At 62.4% G+C, this 15,999-nt stretch carries 16 protein-coding genes; 12 read left to right on the top strand and 4 right to left on the bottom strand.

What is annotated here, in order from left to right:
• Positions 1-1,049 precede the first annotated feature (1,049 nt).
• The 3 genes from AC244_RS26495 to AC244_RS26485 form a co-directional block, all read right to left on the bottom strand.
• A complete protein-coding gene (locus tag AC244_RS26495; protein WP_321166233.1) occupies positions 1,050-1,295 on the bottom strand; it encodes a Rap1a/Tai family immunity protein in 246 nt (81 codons plus the stop codon).
• Positions 1,296-1,486: 191 nt separating this feature from the next.
• Complete coding sequence (locus AC244_RS26490; protein WP_152976114.1) at positions 1,487-2,128, bottom strand: hypothetical protein; 642 nt, start codon at positions 2,126-2,128, stop codon at positions 1,487-1,489.
• Between the two features lie 176 nt (positions 2,129-2,304).
• Complete coding sequence (locus AC244_RS26485; RefSeq protein ID WP_053251808.1) at positions 2,305-3,090, bottom strand: TSUP family transporter; 786 nt, start codon at positions 3,088-3,090, stop codon at positions 2,305-2,307.
• A gap of 366 nt (positions 3,091-3,456) precedes the next feature.
• Here AC244_RS26485 and AC244_RS26480 point away from each other — a divergent pair, with 366 nt between their 5' ends.
• The 6 genes from AC244_RS26480 (at position 3,457) to AC244_RS26455 (ending at position 8,887) form a co-directional block, all read left to right on the top strand.
• On the top strand, positions 3,457-3,918 hold the full coding sequence (locus tag AC244_RS26480; RefSeq protein ID WP_053251807.1) for a cobalamin biosynthesis protein: 462 nt from the start codon (positions 3,457-3,459) through the stop codon (positions 3,916-3,918).
• Between the two features lie 136 nt (positions 3,919-4,054).
• The gene (gene cobA / locus AC244_RS26475; protein ID WP_053251806.1) at positions 4,055-4,897 is read left to right on the top strand and encodes a uroporphyrinogen-III C-methyltransferase; all 843 of its coding nucleotides are present in this window, start codon (positions 4,055-4,057) and stop codon (positions 4,895-4,897) included.
• The gene (locus tag AC244_RS26470; protein ID WP_053251805.1) at positions 4,894-6,195 is read left to right on the top strand and encodes a cobyrinate a,c-diamide synthase; all 1,302 of its coding nucleotides are present in this window, start codon (positions 4,894-4,896) and stop codon (positions 6,193-6,195) included. Before cobA ends, AC244_RS26470 begins: the two co-directional genes overlap by 4 nt.
• Entirely contained in the window at positions 6,192-7,247 is a 1,056-nt protein-coding gene (gene cobD / locus AC244_RS26465; protein ID WP_053251804.1) for a threonine-phosphate decarboxylase CobD, read from the top strand. The genes AC244_RS26470 and cobD overlap by 4 nt, the downstream gene beginning before the upstream one ends.
• A complete protein-coding gene (gene cbiB, locus AC244_RS26460; protein WP_053251803.1) occupies positions 7,248-8,222 on the top strand; it encodes an adenosylcobinamide-phosphate synthase CbiB in 975 nt (324 codons plus the stop codon).
• A gap of 275 nt (positions 8,223-8,497) precedes the next feature.
• Positions 8,498-8,887 (top strand): L,D-transpeptidase, encoded by a 390-nt coding sequence (locus AC244_RS26455; protein WP_234717037.1) that lies wholly within the window; start codon positions 8,498-8,500, stop codon positions 8,885-8,887.
• Between the two features lie 120 nt (positions 8,888-9,007).
• On the opposite strand, the gene AC244_RS26450 is transcribed toward AC244_RS26455, so the two are convergent.
• Entirely contained in the window at positions 9,008-9,745 is a 738-nt protein-coding gene (locus AC244_RS26450; RefSeq protein WP_053251801.1) for a Crp/Fnr family transcriptional regulator, read from the bottom strand.
• A gap of 215 nt (positions 9,746-9,960) precedes the next feature.
• On the opposite strand from AC244_RS26450, the gene hemN reads away from it, so the two are divergent.
• The 6 genes from hemN to AC244_RS26420 all read left to right on the top strand — a co-directional run bounded on the left by hemN (position 9,961) and on the right by AC244_RS26420 (position 15,991).
• Positions 9,961-11,310, top strand: a complete 1,350-nt coding sequence (gene hemN, locus AC244_RS26445) for an oxygen-independent coproporphyrinogen III oxidase (protein WP_053251820.1) — start codon at positions 9,961-9,963, stop codon at positions 11,308-11,310.
• A gap of 104 nt (positions 11,311-11,414) precedes the next feature.
• The gene (locus tag AC244_RS26440) at positions 11,415-11,699 is read left to right on the top strand and encodes an acyl carrier protein (RefSeq protein ID WP_152976112.1); all 285 of its coding nucleotides are present in this window, start codon (positions 11,415-11,417) and stop codon (positions 11,697-11,699) included.
• Between the two features lie 117 nt (positions 11,700-11,816).
• Positions 11,817-12,302, top strand: a complete 486-nt coding sequence (locus AC244_RS26435; RefSeq protein WP_053251800.1) for a 3-hydroxyacyl-ACP dehydratase FabZ family protein — start codon at positions 11,817-11,819, stop codon at positions 12,300-12,302.
• A gap of 2 nt (positions 12,303-12,304) precedes the next feature.
• Entirely contained in the window at positions 12,305-13,507 is a 1,203-nt protein-coding gene (locus AC244_RS26430) for a beta-ketoacyl-ACP synthase (RefSeq protein ID WP_053251799.1), read from the top strand.
• Between the two features lie 12 nt (positions 13,508-13,519).
• Positions 13,520-14,803 (top strand): beta-ketoacyl-ACP synthase, encoded by a 1,284-nt coding sequence (locus AC244_RS26425; protein ID WP_053251798.1) that lies wholly within the window; start codon positions 13,520-13,522, stop codon positions 14,801-14,803.
• 159 nt (positions 14,804-14,962) lie between these two features.
• Positions 14,963-15,991: a zinc-binding dehydrogenase gene (locus AC244_RS26420; protein ID WP_053251797.1), complete on the top strand. Its 1,029-nt coding sequence runs from the start codon at positions 14,963-14,965 to the stop codon at positions 15,989-15,991.
• The last annotated feature ends 8 nt before the right edge of the window (positions 15,992-15,999 follow it).

Genomic DNA, 15,999 nt, shown 5'->3' with positions numbered 1-15,999 from the left:
ATCGCCATCAGGCTTGCTCAGCGTCGCATAAGCCCCGCTTACGTCATCGCATGGTCATGCTGGAGACGCGCCCATCAGGCGGCCGCTCGACGAGCTCATCTCAAAACTAGAATGCAACTGTAATGCTAGGTTCGAACCTCCCGCCAGAGTGCGGGAGACTTGGCCTAGAACGAGCATCGAGCCAACGACATACGGCAGGTGTCGTAGTTCGACAGCGCGACCGCGTGCAAACACTCGGAATGGTTACGGAGAGCTTTAAGGTGTGACCAGTACTTGTTTCGAACACATTGGGCCACTATATACCCCTCATCGGCATTGCTATGAGCGCTGAAAGTTTCGCCGCTCGCAAATGCCTCATCGCTTTAGACTTTTGACCACGGATGTACTGGCACTGGTTTGGTAAGCGATGATGAGGAAGGTCGGTGCGGTTTCGCCCCGGCCTTTTTTCATGGGGATTCATCTCAATTTGTTCCTGCTTCCCACGAGCTAATCCGGAGTAGAAATGCGCGGTATGTCCTGTGGATGTTCGCTGCTCGTTCTCGCGTTTTAGATGTAGCTTGGAAGTGGGGGCAACCACTCAATGGCCGCTGTCTATGCGGTAGGGTGGTCGTGATCACGTCTAGTTCTGGTAGCGCTTAGTCAGTGTCACGTCATGCAGAGACTGGCTGAAAGGAAAGCCTATAACTGTCGCCCCGGCCATACGATCGGCGACAACACATTCGCAATAGTAGCCGGGAGTTCCGAACCTCTCGCAATAAGCCTTCGGGCTGTCGAGCAGAAGTACCCCGCTATCAGATCCGCGAATTAGGATTGCGGTTGAGCCGTTCTTGTCTGTCCCCAATCCCCGGCTTTGCCCACCACAGTAGCGGGGCGGCAAGAAGGATCAACAGCGTGGCCCAGCGCGCCAAAGTAATCATGATTGCCCCAAATCATTGCCCGTCTGGGTTTTACCGATCAAGGCAATTAGAGCAACGTATACGTGCGCAAATAGTTAATCCTGCACTCTTCAAGTCGGCGTAGAGATCGCCAGCCTCATCAGCTGTAGCCACTCACTCAGGGCAGTAGCTCTGCTGCCGTGCACCGATGACCGCCATGGCCCCACGATATTGCCGAGCTTCTGGGTTGTTCTCCAGATAGGCGCAGGTGAGGATTTCGACGTCCCTCCGGGGAGTACCCCCTGTCACACAGGCACGGTTGTCAACCTCGCCGCCGCGGACCTCCAGCAGCGTATCGACCACACCCGAGACATAGGTGAGCATCTCCGTGTCTCCCCTACGACACCAGTCCCACAACACCTTCCCGTCGATGGCATGGGCCTGAGGTGCGCCCAAGGCCACGACCAAGGTTGATACGACTGTAAGAGCTGTCTTGCGCACTGTGTGGCGGCTCCAGGGGTTTCGACTATGAGAGCACTTCAAGGTCCGCGACCACCCAATGACCGCCGTCTATGCGGTAGGGTGGTCGCTTTCATGCCAGTGGCGGAGGTTCAGCTATCCTGACGCCCAAGATCTCTTGCTAATTTCTCCAGATAAAGGGCTGCCTCGCCAAGTGGTGAGACGCCTGCCAGCATGCCGTGCTCAAACGTGGCGGCAGTGGTCATTTTGTCGTAACTGGAGGAAGTATCCCCATTCCTGGATGTGCGCCTCAGAAGCTCATCTCTGAGGGCTATGGCAACGGGTTGTAAGGTTGTTTGCCACTCGTGCCGCTGTCGGTCCGACTCTTCTAATAGTTTCTGGGTCTCTTCCTCCCAGCTTCTGGAGCCAATATTTCTGTGCGACCTGTTGGCCCGAAACTTTTGCTCGAGTTCACGCATTTGCAATGCGCAATCTTCAACTCTAATACGCAGTTGATTATCCGATAGGAGCGAAAGGTCCTCTGTTGATGTTGATGGAGGTCGACTCGGCGTGAGTTCGCTAACCTTTTGCGCTTCGTGCACTTGAACCTGATCTACAATCTGTCGGACACCTATCTCGGTTTCGCCGTGCTTGAGATACATCGCCGGCAGCAGTTTCCGGATATCATCGCGCAGTATCCATATGCATCCTACTACAGCGCCAGGCCATGCCAACGAGGATACAGATTGCACAACGACCGCCCAAAAACCCCATCCGTTCATTGTGTCTGCCATCGAGGTTCCTCAACTTTAAGTCAGCAAACATTCGCTTACGAAACAACTAAACGCAAGGGATGCTGAAGCTAGCCGGCCGCTCCATTGCGGGTGCGTTGTTCGATCGCGATCAGCCATCGCGCCGATCGTCTCCGCGCTCTGCAGCAAAGACAGACAGCGCGAAGCTGCGCTTGGCCTCAGAGCCCCAGCCAGACTCTGAGCGGATGCGTCGGGTCGGCCAGCAAGCGCAGGGCAAGCGCGATCGAGACGATGACCAGCAGCGGCTTGATGATCTTGGCGCCTTTCGCCATCGCGTAGCGCGAGCCGACCTGGGCGCCGAGGAACTGGCCGACGCCCATCATCAGGCCGATTTTCCACAGAACGGCGCCGAAGAACAGGAAGACGGCGAAGGCGCCGACATTCGAGCCGAAGTTCAGGAACTTGGTGTGCGCCGTCGCCTTGAGGATGCCGAAGCCGGCAAGCGTGACGAAGCCGAGCATGAAGAACGAACCGGTGCCCGGACCGAAGACACCGTCGTAAAAGCCGATGACCGGGACGAAGGTCAGGCCGAACATGAAAGGCGTGATCCGGCGATGCAGGTCGATGTCGCCGATATTCGGCTTCAGCGCGAAGTAGAGCGCGATGGCGATCAGCAGAAAGGGCAGGACAGCCTTCAGCACGTCACCAGGCACGACGGTCGCCAGCAGCGCTCCGAAGACGGAGCCGAGCGCCGACATCAGCGCCATCGGCAGCTGCGCCTTCAGGTTCACATGCCCGTGGCGGGCATAGGTGAGGCTCGCGGAAGCCGAGCCGAACAGCGACTGCAGCTTGTTCGTGCCGAGCGTTTGCAGCGGCGGAATGCCGGCCAACAGCATCGCCGGAATGGTCACCATACCGCCGCCGCCGGCGATCGAATCAATGAAGCCGGCAAGGAAGGCAGCAAAGAACAGGAAGACGAGCAGGTGAAGGGCGAGATCTGGCACGGGAGGACTCTGGGGGAAACGATTGCAGGAGAGCGTCAACGCCTTGTGTCAGAGCGCAAGAGGAAATGCAAAGCCCTTGTTTTCGGGGTGTCGCGGCGTTTCCAGGCGCATCGGTCGTCCGGCCGGTCGATCCGGATGATTTCGTGAATAGCGACACGGCGATGCCGCAATCCGGTTTGACCCTTGCAGTTGCCTCCGGTAAAAATGACAGATGTGCGACGGCGTCCGCTTCAGGCGGACTGAAAGAGCGTCCGGTGCGGCCGACCCATTCAGGGGGCCTTCAGCCGGTGCTGTCCAGACCGACCCGGGATATTCGAGCCAGGGCGGCGCTTCGTGTGGATTGCCGCGAGGGGGCCGAGGTCGACCATGATATCATCCAGCATAGCGGAGCGACCGCCGGGGCCACTTGTCCTCGGTCTTGGCTGCGAGCGCGGCACGCCGGCCGAAGAGGTGATCACCCTTGCCGAGACGGCGTTGGTGCAGGCGGGCGCTGACAAAGCCGATATCGGCTTCGTCGCCTCGCTCGATGCAAGGCGCGGCGAGCCGGCGATCCATGCCGCCGCCGAGCATTTTTCCGTCGAGGCGCGGTTCTTCGATGCGGCGACGCTTGAGGCCGCGGCGCCCCGGCTGCAGAACCCGTCGGCGATCGTCTTTGCCCATACCGGTTGCCACGGCGTTGCCGAGGGCGCCGCTCTCGTCGGCGCGGGCTCGGCAAGCGTGCTGCTCGTTGCCAAGATCACCTCGTCGCATGCAACAGTGGCAATTGCCGGACCGGCCGAACACCGCCCGGCAAGCAAGCCGGCAACTTTGGCGACGGCTGCGCCATGAGCCATCCACCGGATCATCATATGGCAAAAATGTGCCAACTATTTCAAATGTCTATGCGGAATTGCTGCGAATCTGAATCCGCTTGTTGCCAACGCAGTTCCGCGGCGGCCCTTATGCGAATGGCGGGAGACACGGCATGAGCGACACGATCTTTTCCGGCCTGCCCGAGCTTGAACCCGGCACCGTCTGGCTTGTCGGCGCGGGTCCCGGCGACCCTGGCCTTTTGACGCTGCATGCTGCCAATGCGCTGCGGCAGGCCGATGTCATCGTGCACGACGCGCTGGTCAACGAGGATTGCCTGAAGCTCGCCCGGCCCGGTGCTGCGCTGGAATTTGCAGGAAAGCGCGGCGGCAAGCCATCGCCGAAGCAACGCGATATTTCGCTGCGGCTCGAGGAGCTGGCGCGCGCCGGCCAGCGCGTCCTGCGTCTGAAGGGCGGCGATCCCTTCGTCTTCGGGCGCGGCGGCGGGGAGGCGCTGACGCTGGTCGAAAACCGCATCCCGTTCCGCATCGTGCCGGGCATTACCGCGGGGATCGGCGGGCCTGCCTATGCCGGCCTTCCGGGCACCCACCGCGAGGGCAACCACGCCGTCACGTTCCTCCCCGGGCACGATTCTTCCGGCCTGGTGCCGGACCGGATCAACTGGCAGGGCATTGCCTCGGGCTCGTCCGTGATCGTCATGTACATGGCAATGAAGCATATCGGCGTCATCGCCGCCAATCTCATTGCCGGCGGACGTTCGCCGGAGGAGCCGGTCGCCTTTGTCTGCAACGCGGCGACGGCGGAGCAGACAGTGCTCGAAACGACGCTGGCGCGCGCCGAAGCCGACGTGATCGCTTCCGGCCTGCAGCCACCGGCGATCGTCGTCGTCGGTGAGGTCGTGCGGCTGCGGGCATCGCTCGACTGGATCGGGGCGCTCGGCGGGCGGCAGCTTGTGGCCGATCCCTTCGCAAGCCGCGAGCTCAGGGATCCTGCATGAGCGGATTGCTGATCGCCGCGCCCTGTTCGGGCTCCGGCAAGACCACGGTGACGCTCGGCCTGATGCGCGCCATGCGGCGGCGCGGCATGGCGATCGCGCCGGGCAAGGCGGGCCCGGACTATATCGATCCGGCTTTTCACACCGCCGCAAGCGGCGAACCTTGCCTCAACTATGACCCGTGGGCCATGCGCCCCGCGCTTCTGGCGGCAAACGCAGCGCACGCCGGCGATCGGCGCACGCTCGTCGTCGAGGCGATGATGGGCCTGCATGATGGTGCTGCCGATGGCAGCGGCACGCCGGCCGATCTCGCCGCGGCCCTCGATCTTGCCGTCATCCTGGTGGTCGACTGCGCCCGCATGTCCCATTCGGTGGCGGCACTCGTGCGCGGCTACGCCGATCACAGGGGCGATATCCGGGTTGCCGGCGTCGTTCTCAACAAGGTCGGAAGCGACCGCCACGAGATGATGCTGCGCGATGCGCTGACGCGTGTCGGCATGCCTGTCTTCGGCGTGTTGCGGCAGGATAGTGCCCTGAAGCTGCCCGAGCGGCACCTCGGCCTGGTGCAGGCCGGCGAACATGGCACGCTCGAGACCTTCATCGACTATGCGGCGGATCGTGTCGAGGCAACCTGCGATCTCGACGCGATCCGCGCTGCCTCCGCGCTTTCGAGGGGGGAGCGGGCGATGGCCGAGGTCATCAGGTTCAAGCCGCTCGGCCAGCATATCGCCGTGGCGCGCGATGTGGCCTTTGCCTTCTGCTACGAACACCTGCTGTTCGGCTGGCGTAGAGCCGGGGCGGAAATCTCCTTCTTTTCGCCCCTAACCGATGAAGGCCCCGACGCGGCGGCCGATGCGGTCTATCTGCCGGGAGGCTATCCCGAACTTCATGCCGGGCGCATGCAGGCGGCAGCAGGCTTCCGATCGGGCATGGCTGCGGCGGCGAAGCGCGGCGCGCGGATTTTTGGCGAGTGCGGCGGCTATATGGTGCTGGGCGAGGGGCTTGTCGCGGCCGATGGTGCGCGCTACGAAATGCTCGGCCTGCTGCCGCTCACCACCAGTTTTGCCGAGCGCAGGCGGCACCTCGGCTATCGCCGTGTCGTGCCTCTCGACAACACGTTCTTCGATGGACCCATGACGGCGCACGAATTCCACTACGCGACCATCGTCTCTGAAGGGGCTGCCGACCGGCTGTTTTCCGTCAGCGATGCCGCCGGCGTCGATCTGGGGCAGGCGGGGTTGAGACGTGGCCATGTCGCCGGCTCCTTCATGCATCTCATCGACATTGCGGGTCGGCCATGAGCGCGCCGATCGTGCATGGCGGCGGGATCACCGAGGCCGCCGCCCGCTTCGGCGGCCGTTTCGAGGACTGGCTCGACCTGTCGACCGGCATCAATCCGCGCCCCGTCGAACTGCCGCCGGTGCCGCAACGGGCCTGGCACAGGTTGCCCGACAAGCTGACGATCGATAGTGCGCGTGCGGCTGCCGCCAGCTACTACAGGACCAACGGCATCCAGCCCTTGCCTGTCCCGGGCACCCAGTCGGTGATCCAGCTGTTGCCGCGCCTTGTTCCGACTGGTCGCCGCGTCGCCGTCTTCGGTCCGACCTATGGCGAATATGCCCGGGTGCTGACGGCGGCCGGTTTCGCCGTCGATCGGGTGGAGCGGGCCGCGGACCTTGGGCCCGATCACGGCCTTGCTGTGGTGGTCAATCCGAACAACCCGACCGGCCGCGCCTTCCAGCCAGCAGAAATCCTGGCGATGGCCGCGACGATGAAGGCGAATGGCGGTGTGCTTGTCGTCGACGAGGCCTTCGGCGATCTGGAGCCGGACTTCAGCGTCGCCGGCCATGTGGGTGCCGACGACAGTCTCATCGTTTTCCGCTCCTTCGGGAAATTCTTCGGTCTGGCCGGCCTGCGCCTCGGCTTCGTCGTGGCAAGCAACGCCGTGCTCGATGCATTTCGCGAATGGCTCGGCCCCTGGGCAGTGTCCGGGCCGGCACTGGTGATTTCCACGGCGTTGATGTCCGCTGATACAGGGGCCATTGCCGCGAGCATTCTCGAGCGCCGCGCCGGCCTCGATGCGGTCCTTGACCATGCCGGTCTCAAACGCATCGGTGGAACCGGCCTGTTCGTGCTGGTGGAACATCCCGATGCCGGCGCCTTGCACCGTCATCTCTGCGAGGCACGGATCCTGACGCGCAAATTCGACTACGACCCCCGCTGGCTGAGGATCGGGCTTGCGCCCGACGCAGAAGCTGACAAACGGTTGGCTGACGCACTGCGCCAGGCGGGCGCCCTGCGCCGCGGGGACGTGTTCCGCCGCGGGGACGTGTTACGCCCCGGGGAGTGCTGAGTGTCAAGCGAGATCCTTCTCATTCTTGTGGCCGCCCTGTTGATTGATCGCGTCGTCGGCGATCCGGACTGGCTCTGGTCGCGGCTGCCGCATCCCGTGGTGTTCTTCGGCAAGGCGATTGCGTTCTTGGATGGGGCGCTCAACAAGCATGGCACCCTCGATGCAAAGGCATTGAAGCTTCGTGGTGTGGTGATGATCGGCCTGCTGCTGCTGCTAAGCGTCGTCGTCGGGTTCGTCCTGCATCGATTGTTCGGCGTGATGGGGCTGCTCGGCTATCTGCTCGAGGCTGCGGTCGTGGCGGTGTTCCTCGCACAAAAGAGCCTTGGCGATCACGTCCGGCGTGTTGCCGAAGGCTTGCAGCGGGATGGGCTGGAAGGTGGGCGCACTGCAGTGTCGATGATCGTCGGGCGCGATCCGAACACGCTCGATGCGCCTGGTGTCTGCCGCGCCGCGATCGAGAGCCTTTCCGAGAACTTTTCCGACGGGGTGGTGGCCCCCGCCTTCTGGTATGCGGTTGCCGGTCTTCCGGGCCTGCTCGCCTACAAGATGCTGAACACCGCCGATTCGATGATCGGCCACAAATCACCGGAATACCTCAATTTCGGCTGGGCCTCGGCCCGGCTCGACGACGTCGCCAACCTGCCGGCGGCAAGGCTATCCATTCTCCTCATCGCCGCCGGCGCCTTGCTGCACCGTGGCCGCCGTGCCGCTGCCGAGGCGATCGGGGTGGCGCTGCGCGACCACGGCCTGCACCGCTCTCCCAATTCCGGCTGGCCGGAAGCGGCGATGGCCGGTGCGTTGGACCTGCAGCTTGCAGGCCCCCGGGTCTATGGCGGCGTTAAAGTCAGTGAACCGATGATCAATGCTCCCGGTCGTTCGGTTGCCGAGAGCGAAGACATCGATGCCGGCATCGCTGTATTCTATGGCGCCTGTTCGGCGATGACTCTGGTTGTTCTTCTGATCGCCATGATTTGATTGGCCGCTACCGGGTATCCACGGCAAGTTGATCTTGGCGTTAAGACTTTGCGTTCCATGTGTATTAAACTAATATCATTGTGGACCAGTTATTCTCTGCGGGCGTTTGGTTCCACCTGACGCAGCGCTGCTTAGGCATGACGCACAAGCAGCGCGGCGAGGCCAGAAACCTGCTGCACGATCTTCTCGGTAGCTCGGAGACATGCAGTCGAGGTTTCGCACGCGGGGAGTGAAGCATGCGACATGCATTCCTGACTGTGCTGATTGCCGCTCTGATGCAGTTTCCCGTTCAGCCTGTGAGCGCCGCCAACCTCGTTGCCAAAATCAGCCTATCCTCCCAGACGATGGTCGTGAAGCAGGACGGCGTGGTGATGTATCGCTGGAAGGTTTCCACGGCGCGCAAGGGCTATGTCACGCCAAAGGGAAGTTGGAAGGCGAAGTGGCTCTCGCGAAATCATCGTTCGCGAAAATATGATGATGCGCCAATGCCTTACGCGGTATTCTTCAACGGCGGCTATGCCGTTCACGCGACCTATGACGTGAAGCGGTTGGGCCGGCCGGCCTCGCACGGCTGTGTGCGGCTGCATCCCAACAATGCGGCGGAATTCTTCGCGCTTGCTCGCGAGTACGGGTTGAGCAACACGCGGATCGTCATCACGCGCTGAGGCCCCGAACGCTACTGCATGTTTCCTTAAATCTTAGCCGATTAAGGACAAAAACATGCAGCAATTCAAAGCGCTGCAGCGATCTTTGCGCGTCTGATAAGACGCGCGGCGCTGTAGGGCTCAATCGATGCCGGCGACGTGCAGCAGCCGGTCCATGCTGGGCACGGTGACGCGGCGGCTGCTTTCGATGCGGATGACATTGTCCTTGCGCAGCTTGGTGATCTGCCGGCTGACGGTCTCGATCGTCAGGCCAAGATAATCGGCGATGTCGGCGCGCGACAGCGGCAGGTCGAACTCCGTCGCCGTACCGTTTTCCGGATCGATGTGGGTGGCGATGATATAGAGAAAACTCGCCACCTTTTCTTGCGCGGTCTTGCGGCCGAGCGTCAGCATCCAGTCGCGCGCTTCGTCCAGTTCCTTCAGCGCCTGTTCGTGCAGGCGGTGTTCAAGCCCCGGCGCCTCGGCGACGAGCCGCTCGATGACATTGCGCGGGAACGAACAGATGTCGGTATCGATCGCCGCTTCCGCGGTCAGTGCGCTTTCGCGCGTGAAGGGCCGCCCCATGAAATCGGGCGCGAACTGCAGGCCGACGATCTGCTGGCGCCCGTCGGCAAGAACCTTGCTGAGCTTGACGACGCCGCTGATGATGTTGGCGTAGCTGTCCGAAATTTCGCCCTGTCCGACGACCTCGCGGCCGGGTTCGACGCGGCGGCGGGTCGAATGCCGGCTGAGGTCGAGAAGCTGGTTGGGGCTCAGCGTGCCGCAAACGCCGCCATGGCGCGCTTCGCAGGCGGCACAGACGGCTGGAACGTCCGAATTGTGGATATCTTTGCGGCGTTGTTCGGTCACGATCTGCAATTCTTTCTTCCCTGCACCGGGTTTGTCGTAAAGACCAAAGAGGATGAGGGCGGCTAAATCAAGAGTTGACAGGTGCTAATTCCGGAAGCGCGAAACAATGTCTCATGCTGAATTGAGCATTGTCAATTTTAACGTGTTAATTCGGCAACTTGATCAAAATCAAAGGCGTGCTTTGCCATCCGTCCTATGCCTTGGCCATCTTGACGGAGAGACCGATGGACGACGCGCTGATCCTGAAATATGCGAGCCCCGTGCCGCGCTATACCAGCTACCCCACCGCGCCGCACTTCTCTGAGGCGGTCGGCCGCGCCGAATACGAGTCCTGGCTTGAGGCCATCGGACCGGGTGAGGCGCTGTCGCTTTACGCCCATGTGCCCTATTGCGACCGGCTGTGCTGGTTCTGTGCCTGTCACACCAAGCAGACGCTGCGCTACGAGCCGGTGGCGAGCTACCTGAACGGGCTGCATCGCGAGATCGCGTCGATCGGCGGGCGGGGGGACCGGCAGGCGAAGGTCACGGCGCTGCATCTGGGTGGGGGATCACCGACCTTGCTGCGGCCGGACGACCTGATTGCGCTCAAGCAGGCCTTCGGCAGTCACTTCGAGTTTTCCGGCGACTGCGAAATCAGCGTCGAGATGGACCCGAACGACCTCGACGAGGCGCGCCATGATGCGCTGGCAGCGATCGGCATGACGCGGGCGAGCTTCGGCGTCCAGGATTTTGACCCCGTCGTGCAGAAGGCGATCAACCGCATCCAGACCTATGAGCAGACGCGCGACGCGATCGAGGCTTCGCGGGCGCGCGGCGTGCGTTCGGTCAATTGCGACGTGCTCTACGGCTTGCCCTATCAGAGCCTGTCATCGCTGGAGGCCACGATCGACGCCGTGCTGTCGCTGGCGCCCGATCGTATCGCGCTCTTCGGCTATGCTCATGTGCCGTGGATGAAGAAACACCAGTCGATGATATCAGACGAAAGCCTGCCCGGCATCGTCGAGCGCTTTGCCCAGATGAGCCGGGCGGCTGAAATGCTTGTTGCCGCCGGATACGAGGCGATCGGCATCGACCATTTCGCCAAGCCCGACGACAGTCTGGCCATTGCCAGCCGGGAAGGGCGCCTGCGCCGGAATTTCCAGGGCTATACCAGCGATGGCGCCGAAACCCTGATCGGCCTCGGCGCCTCGGCGATCGGCCAGTTCCGTCAAGGCTACGTCCAGAACATGCCGGCAACCGGCGAATATCTGCGCCAGGTGGAGAGCGCGGGTCTGGCAGCGGTGCGCGGCTATAGGCTGACACCTGACGACCGTCTGCGGGCGCGAGTGATCGCGTCGATCATGTGCGACTTCGCTTTCTCCTTCTCACGAATCAAGGCGGAGTTTCCGGATCTCGCCGGGGCGGTTGTCGAGGAGGCAAAGCTCTTTCGCGCACGGGATGTGGACGGGCTGACGACGATCGAGGACGGTACCTTCACGCTGACCGAACGCGGCCGGCCATTTGCACGTTCCGTGGCGGCCGTTTTCGACGCCCATCTTCAAACCGGGCGCGGACGCCATTCGGTCGCCGTTTAGCAACACCGCTTTTCAAATCGCAGACGTTGCTATCAAGGCCATTGGCTTTTGCGGCGCATTTACCTATAGGATCGCCGAGACTCGGAATAAAATAGTAAAGAGGTATGTGCGTGACAGCTACATTCGACAAGGTTGCCGACATCATCGCGGAAACGAGCGAGATCGATCGCGAGACGATTACGGCGGAAAGCCACACGATCGACGATCTCGGCATCGACAGCCTGGACTTCCTGGACATCGTCTTTGCGATCGACAAGGAATTCGGCATCAAGATTCCGCTGGAACAGTGGACGCAGGAAGTCAACGAAGGCAAGGTTTCGACCGAAGAATACTTCGTGCTCAAGAACCTCTGCTCCAAGATCGACGAGCTGCGGGCTGCCAAGGCCTGACTGAGGCCAAGGTTTAAGCCTTTTCACTCGATTTCCAATGCCGCCGGTCGCGCCCCGCGCTTGACAGGCGGCATTGGCGTTTTTACTTGAGCCCGAAACCAAACGGGGTGAGCCTCCATGCTCCTTGAATACTTCCAGATGATCGATCGTGTCGAAACGGTCGATCTTTCGGCTGGCCGGCTGACGGCGCGATCCGTCGTTCCCGAAAAGAGCCCGGTATTCGAGGGCCACTTCCCAGGCTATCCGCTGGTGCCGGGTGTGCTTCTGATCGAGACGATGGCACAGGCTTCGGGTTTTCTCGTGCTGGCCGCGACCAATTTTGCGGCAATGCCGTTTCTGATGTCGGTCGATGGCGCCAAGATGCGGACCTTCGTCGAGCCGTCGGCGGAACTCGATATCGAAGCCTTTCTCGAGCACGACGGTTCCGGTTTCGCCGTCACCAAGGCGAAGATCACGTCTGCGGGCAAGAAGGTCTGTGACGCACAGTTGAAACTCAGAACGATGCCGTTCGATCAGGTGCCGCTCGGCGATATCGTGCGCAAGCGCGCCGTCGAGGTGGGCCTGATGGCGGCACTTGCGGCAGACGCCGCTTCGGAGAAGTGAAGATGAGCAAATCCGCAAACGACGTGGTCATCACCGGCGTCGGTATCGTCACGAGCCAGGGTGTCGGCGTCGAGCCGCATGTCGTGCTTTTGAGCGCGGCCGAGCCGCCGGTGACGCGTGTCGAGACCGAAAAGTTCAAGCCCTATCCGGTGCATCCGCTGCCGGAGATCGACTGGTCGCAGCAGATCGCCAAGCGTGGCGACCAGCGCCAGATGGAAAACTGGCAGCGCCTCGGCGTGTTTGCAGCCGGCCTGGCGCTTGATGATGCCGGCCTCAAGGACAATCTCGACGCCTGCGGCAGCATGGACATGATCGTGGCGGCCGGCGGCGGCGAGCGCGACATCAATGTCGATTCGCTGATCGTCGACGAGGCGCTGAAGCGCAACGACCGCGAACAGGTGCTGAACGAGAAGCTGACCACCGAACTGCGTCCGACGCTGTTCCTGGCCCAGCTTTCCAACCTTCTCGCCGGCAATATCTCGATCGTGCACAAGGTGACGGGATCTTCGCGCACCTTCATGGGCGAAGAGGCGGCCGGCATTTCGGCGATCGAAACGGCCTTCTTCCGCATCAAGGCCGGACAGTCGACGCACACACTGGTCGGCGGTGCGTTTTCCGCCGAGCGTCTCGACATCATGCTGATGATCGAGGCGATCCAGGGGCAGGCCACTGGCGACTGGCATCCGATCTGGTCGCGCAAGCGTGAAGACGGCGGCGGCATGATCCTCGGCTCGGTCGGTGCCTTCCTGGTGCTGGAATCGCGTGATTATGCAGAAGCCCGCGGCGCCCGCATCTATGCCACGATCGACGCGATCGGCAGCGACCGCGGCAGCCGTACGGACGGCAAGCTGGAAGCCCGCCTTGCGGACCTGGCAAAGCCGGCCGAAAAGCTCGATCCCGCACAGACGGTGGTGTTCTCCGGCACGTCAGGTTTCCATGATCTCGTCGCCAGCGAAAAGGCGTTTCTGCAAACCAAGCTTGGCGAAGCGCCGGTGCGCGCCTATGGCGGCCTCGTCGGCCACAGCATCGAAGCGCAGTTTCCTGCGGGCCTCGCGCTTGCCGCACTCGCGCTCGGCCATGGCGCCAAGGTTCCCGCCTTTGATGCAAGCTTCGAAAAGCCGATGACGGCGGGCGCCAGGACGGCGGTCGTGACGACCATCGGTCATTCACGCGGCGAAGGCGTCGCGGTCCTTTCGGCCGAATAAGAGGAACGATTGATGAGCAACGCTTACAAGGATCATCTCGGCCGTCCGATCGTCGCCGTCACCGGCATGGGCGTCATCACCTCGCTCGGCCAGGGTCTCGAAGACAACTGGACAGCGCTGACCGGTGGCGTCTCCGGCATCCACAAGATCACCCGCTTCCCGACTGAAGGCCTGAATACGCGCATATCCGGCATGGTCGATTTCATCGAGGTTCCGGCGGCCAACTCAGTCGAGCGCTCCTATGCCATGGCGCGCGAGACGACGCTCGAGGCGCTGGCGCAGGCTGGCCTTTCCGGAGATTTCAATGGCCCGCTGTTTCTTGCAGCCCCGCCGATCGAGCCGGAATGGAGTGCGCGCTTCGAACTGGCCGATCGGTCGCCGCCGTCGACACAGCCGGGCGACGCCTATAATCGTTTCCTTGCCGCGATGCGCGAGAAGGCCGATCCGGTGTTCCACGAGGCCGTGCTGTTCGGCGCTATCTCTGAGCGTCTGGCCGATCGCTTCGGCACGCGCGGCCTGCCGGTGACGCTGTCGACGGCCTGCGCCTCGGGCGCAACCGCAATCCAGCTCGGCGTCGAAGCCATTCGCCAGGGGCGCACCGATCGTGCGCTGACGGTCGCGACCGACGGTTCGGTCAGCGCCGAGGCGCTGATCCGCTTTGCGTTGCTGTCGGCACTGTCGACCCAGAACGACCCGCCGGAAAAGGCTTCCAAGCCCTTCACCAAGGACCGTGACGGCTTCGTCATCGCCGAAGGTGCAGCGACCCTGGTGCTGGAATCGCTCGAAGCTGCTGTTGCCCGCGGCGCCCGCGTCTACGGCATCCTGAAGGGCTGCGGCGAGAAGGCCGACCTTTTCCACCGCACGCGCTCCTCGCCTGATGGCGGCCCGGCGATCGCGACGATCCGCGCAGCACTTGCCGACGCCGGCATCGACGAAGGCGGCATCGGCTACATCAACGCCCACGGCACCTCGACGCCGGAAAACGACAAGATGGAATATCTGTCGATGTCGGCCGTCTTCGGCGAGCACCTGCCGTCGATCCCGGTCTCGTCGAACAAGTCGATGATCGGCCACACGCTGACGGCTGCCGGTGCAGTCGAGGCGGTGTTCTCGATCCAGACGATGCTGACCGGCACCTTGCCGCCGACGATCAATTATCAAAATCCCGACCCGGCCATCGTGCTCGACGTCGTGCCGAACGTGAAGCGCAGCCAGCAGGTCTCTGCCGTGCTGTCGAACTCCTTCGGTTTCGGCGGACAGAACGCCAGCCTTGTCATGACCGCCGAGCCGGCCTAAGCCGGCGACTACAGCGCCGCGCGTCAGGTATGGCGCGCAAAGGACGCTGTAACGCATTAGACCTGCTGCAATAGTATTCCCTTAAATCGGATCCGATTTAAGGAATCATGCAGCAGAACATCCAGACGAAATGATGCCGCTCAAGGCAGAGGAAAGATCATGCGCGCCCTGCAACTGCTCGATGACCGCAAGCTCGAAATCACCGACGTTCCCGAGCCGGAAGCGCCAGGCCCGGGCGAAGTGACGCTCCGGGTCAAGGCGGTCGCCCTCAACCATATCGATGTGTGGGGCTGGCGCGGCATGGCCTTTGCCAAGCGCAAGATGCCGCTCGTCATCGGCGCCGAGGCGGCCGGCGTCGTCGACGCCATCGGTCCTGGTGTCGCGAGCGTGCTGCCGGGCCAGCTCGTTTCGATCTACGGCGCGCGCACCTGCGGCCTCTGCCGTCCGTGCCGCGAGGGTCGCGACAATCTCTGCGAACATGTGGGCGGCGTGCACGGTTTCCATCTCGACGGTTTTGCGCAGGAAAAGATCAATCTTCCCGCCCGCCTGCTGGTGCCGGCACCTCCCGGTATCGATGCCGTTGCCGCAGCGCTTGCGCCGGTCACCTTCGGTACCGTCGAGCACATGCTGTTCGACAACGCCAAGCTCGAGCCCGGCGAAACCATTCTCGTCCATGCCGGCGGTTCCGGCATCGGCTCGGCGGCTATCCAGCTTGCCAAGAAGATCGGCTGCACCGTCATCACCACCGTCGGCTCCGACGACAAGATCGAGAAGGCCAAGGCGCTTGGCGCCGACCACGTCATCAATTACCGCACCGACCGCTTTGAAGGCGTCGTGCGCAAGCTGACCAAGAAGAAGGGCGTCGACGTCGTGTTCGAACACGTCGGCAAGGACACCTGGGCCGGCTCCATGCTCTGCATGAAGCGGGGAGGCCGTCTGGTCACCTGCGGCTCGACCTCCGGTGTGTCGACCGACATGAACCTGATGATGCTCTTCCAGCAGCAGCTGAAGCTGCTCGGCTCCTTCGGCTGCCGCATGGAGAACATGGCCAACGCCATGCAGAAGATGGCGCGCGGTCTGGTGCATCCGGTGATCGACACTGAAGTCGGCTTCGACGAGATCGACCGGGCGCTGGAGCGGATGGAATCGCGCCAGATCTTCGGCAAGATCATCCTGAAGATGGATTGATCCACGTG

This window comes from Ensifer adhaerens (assembly GCF_001270265.1).
Taxonomy (GTDB): domain Bacteria; phylum Pseudomonadota; class Alphaproteobacteria; order Rhizobiales; family Rhizobiaceae; genus Ensifer; species Ensifer adhaerens_B.
This window is presented reverse-complemented; position numbering and strand designations above follow the sequence as displayed.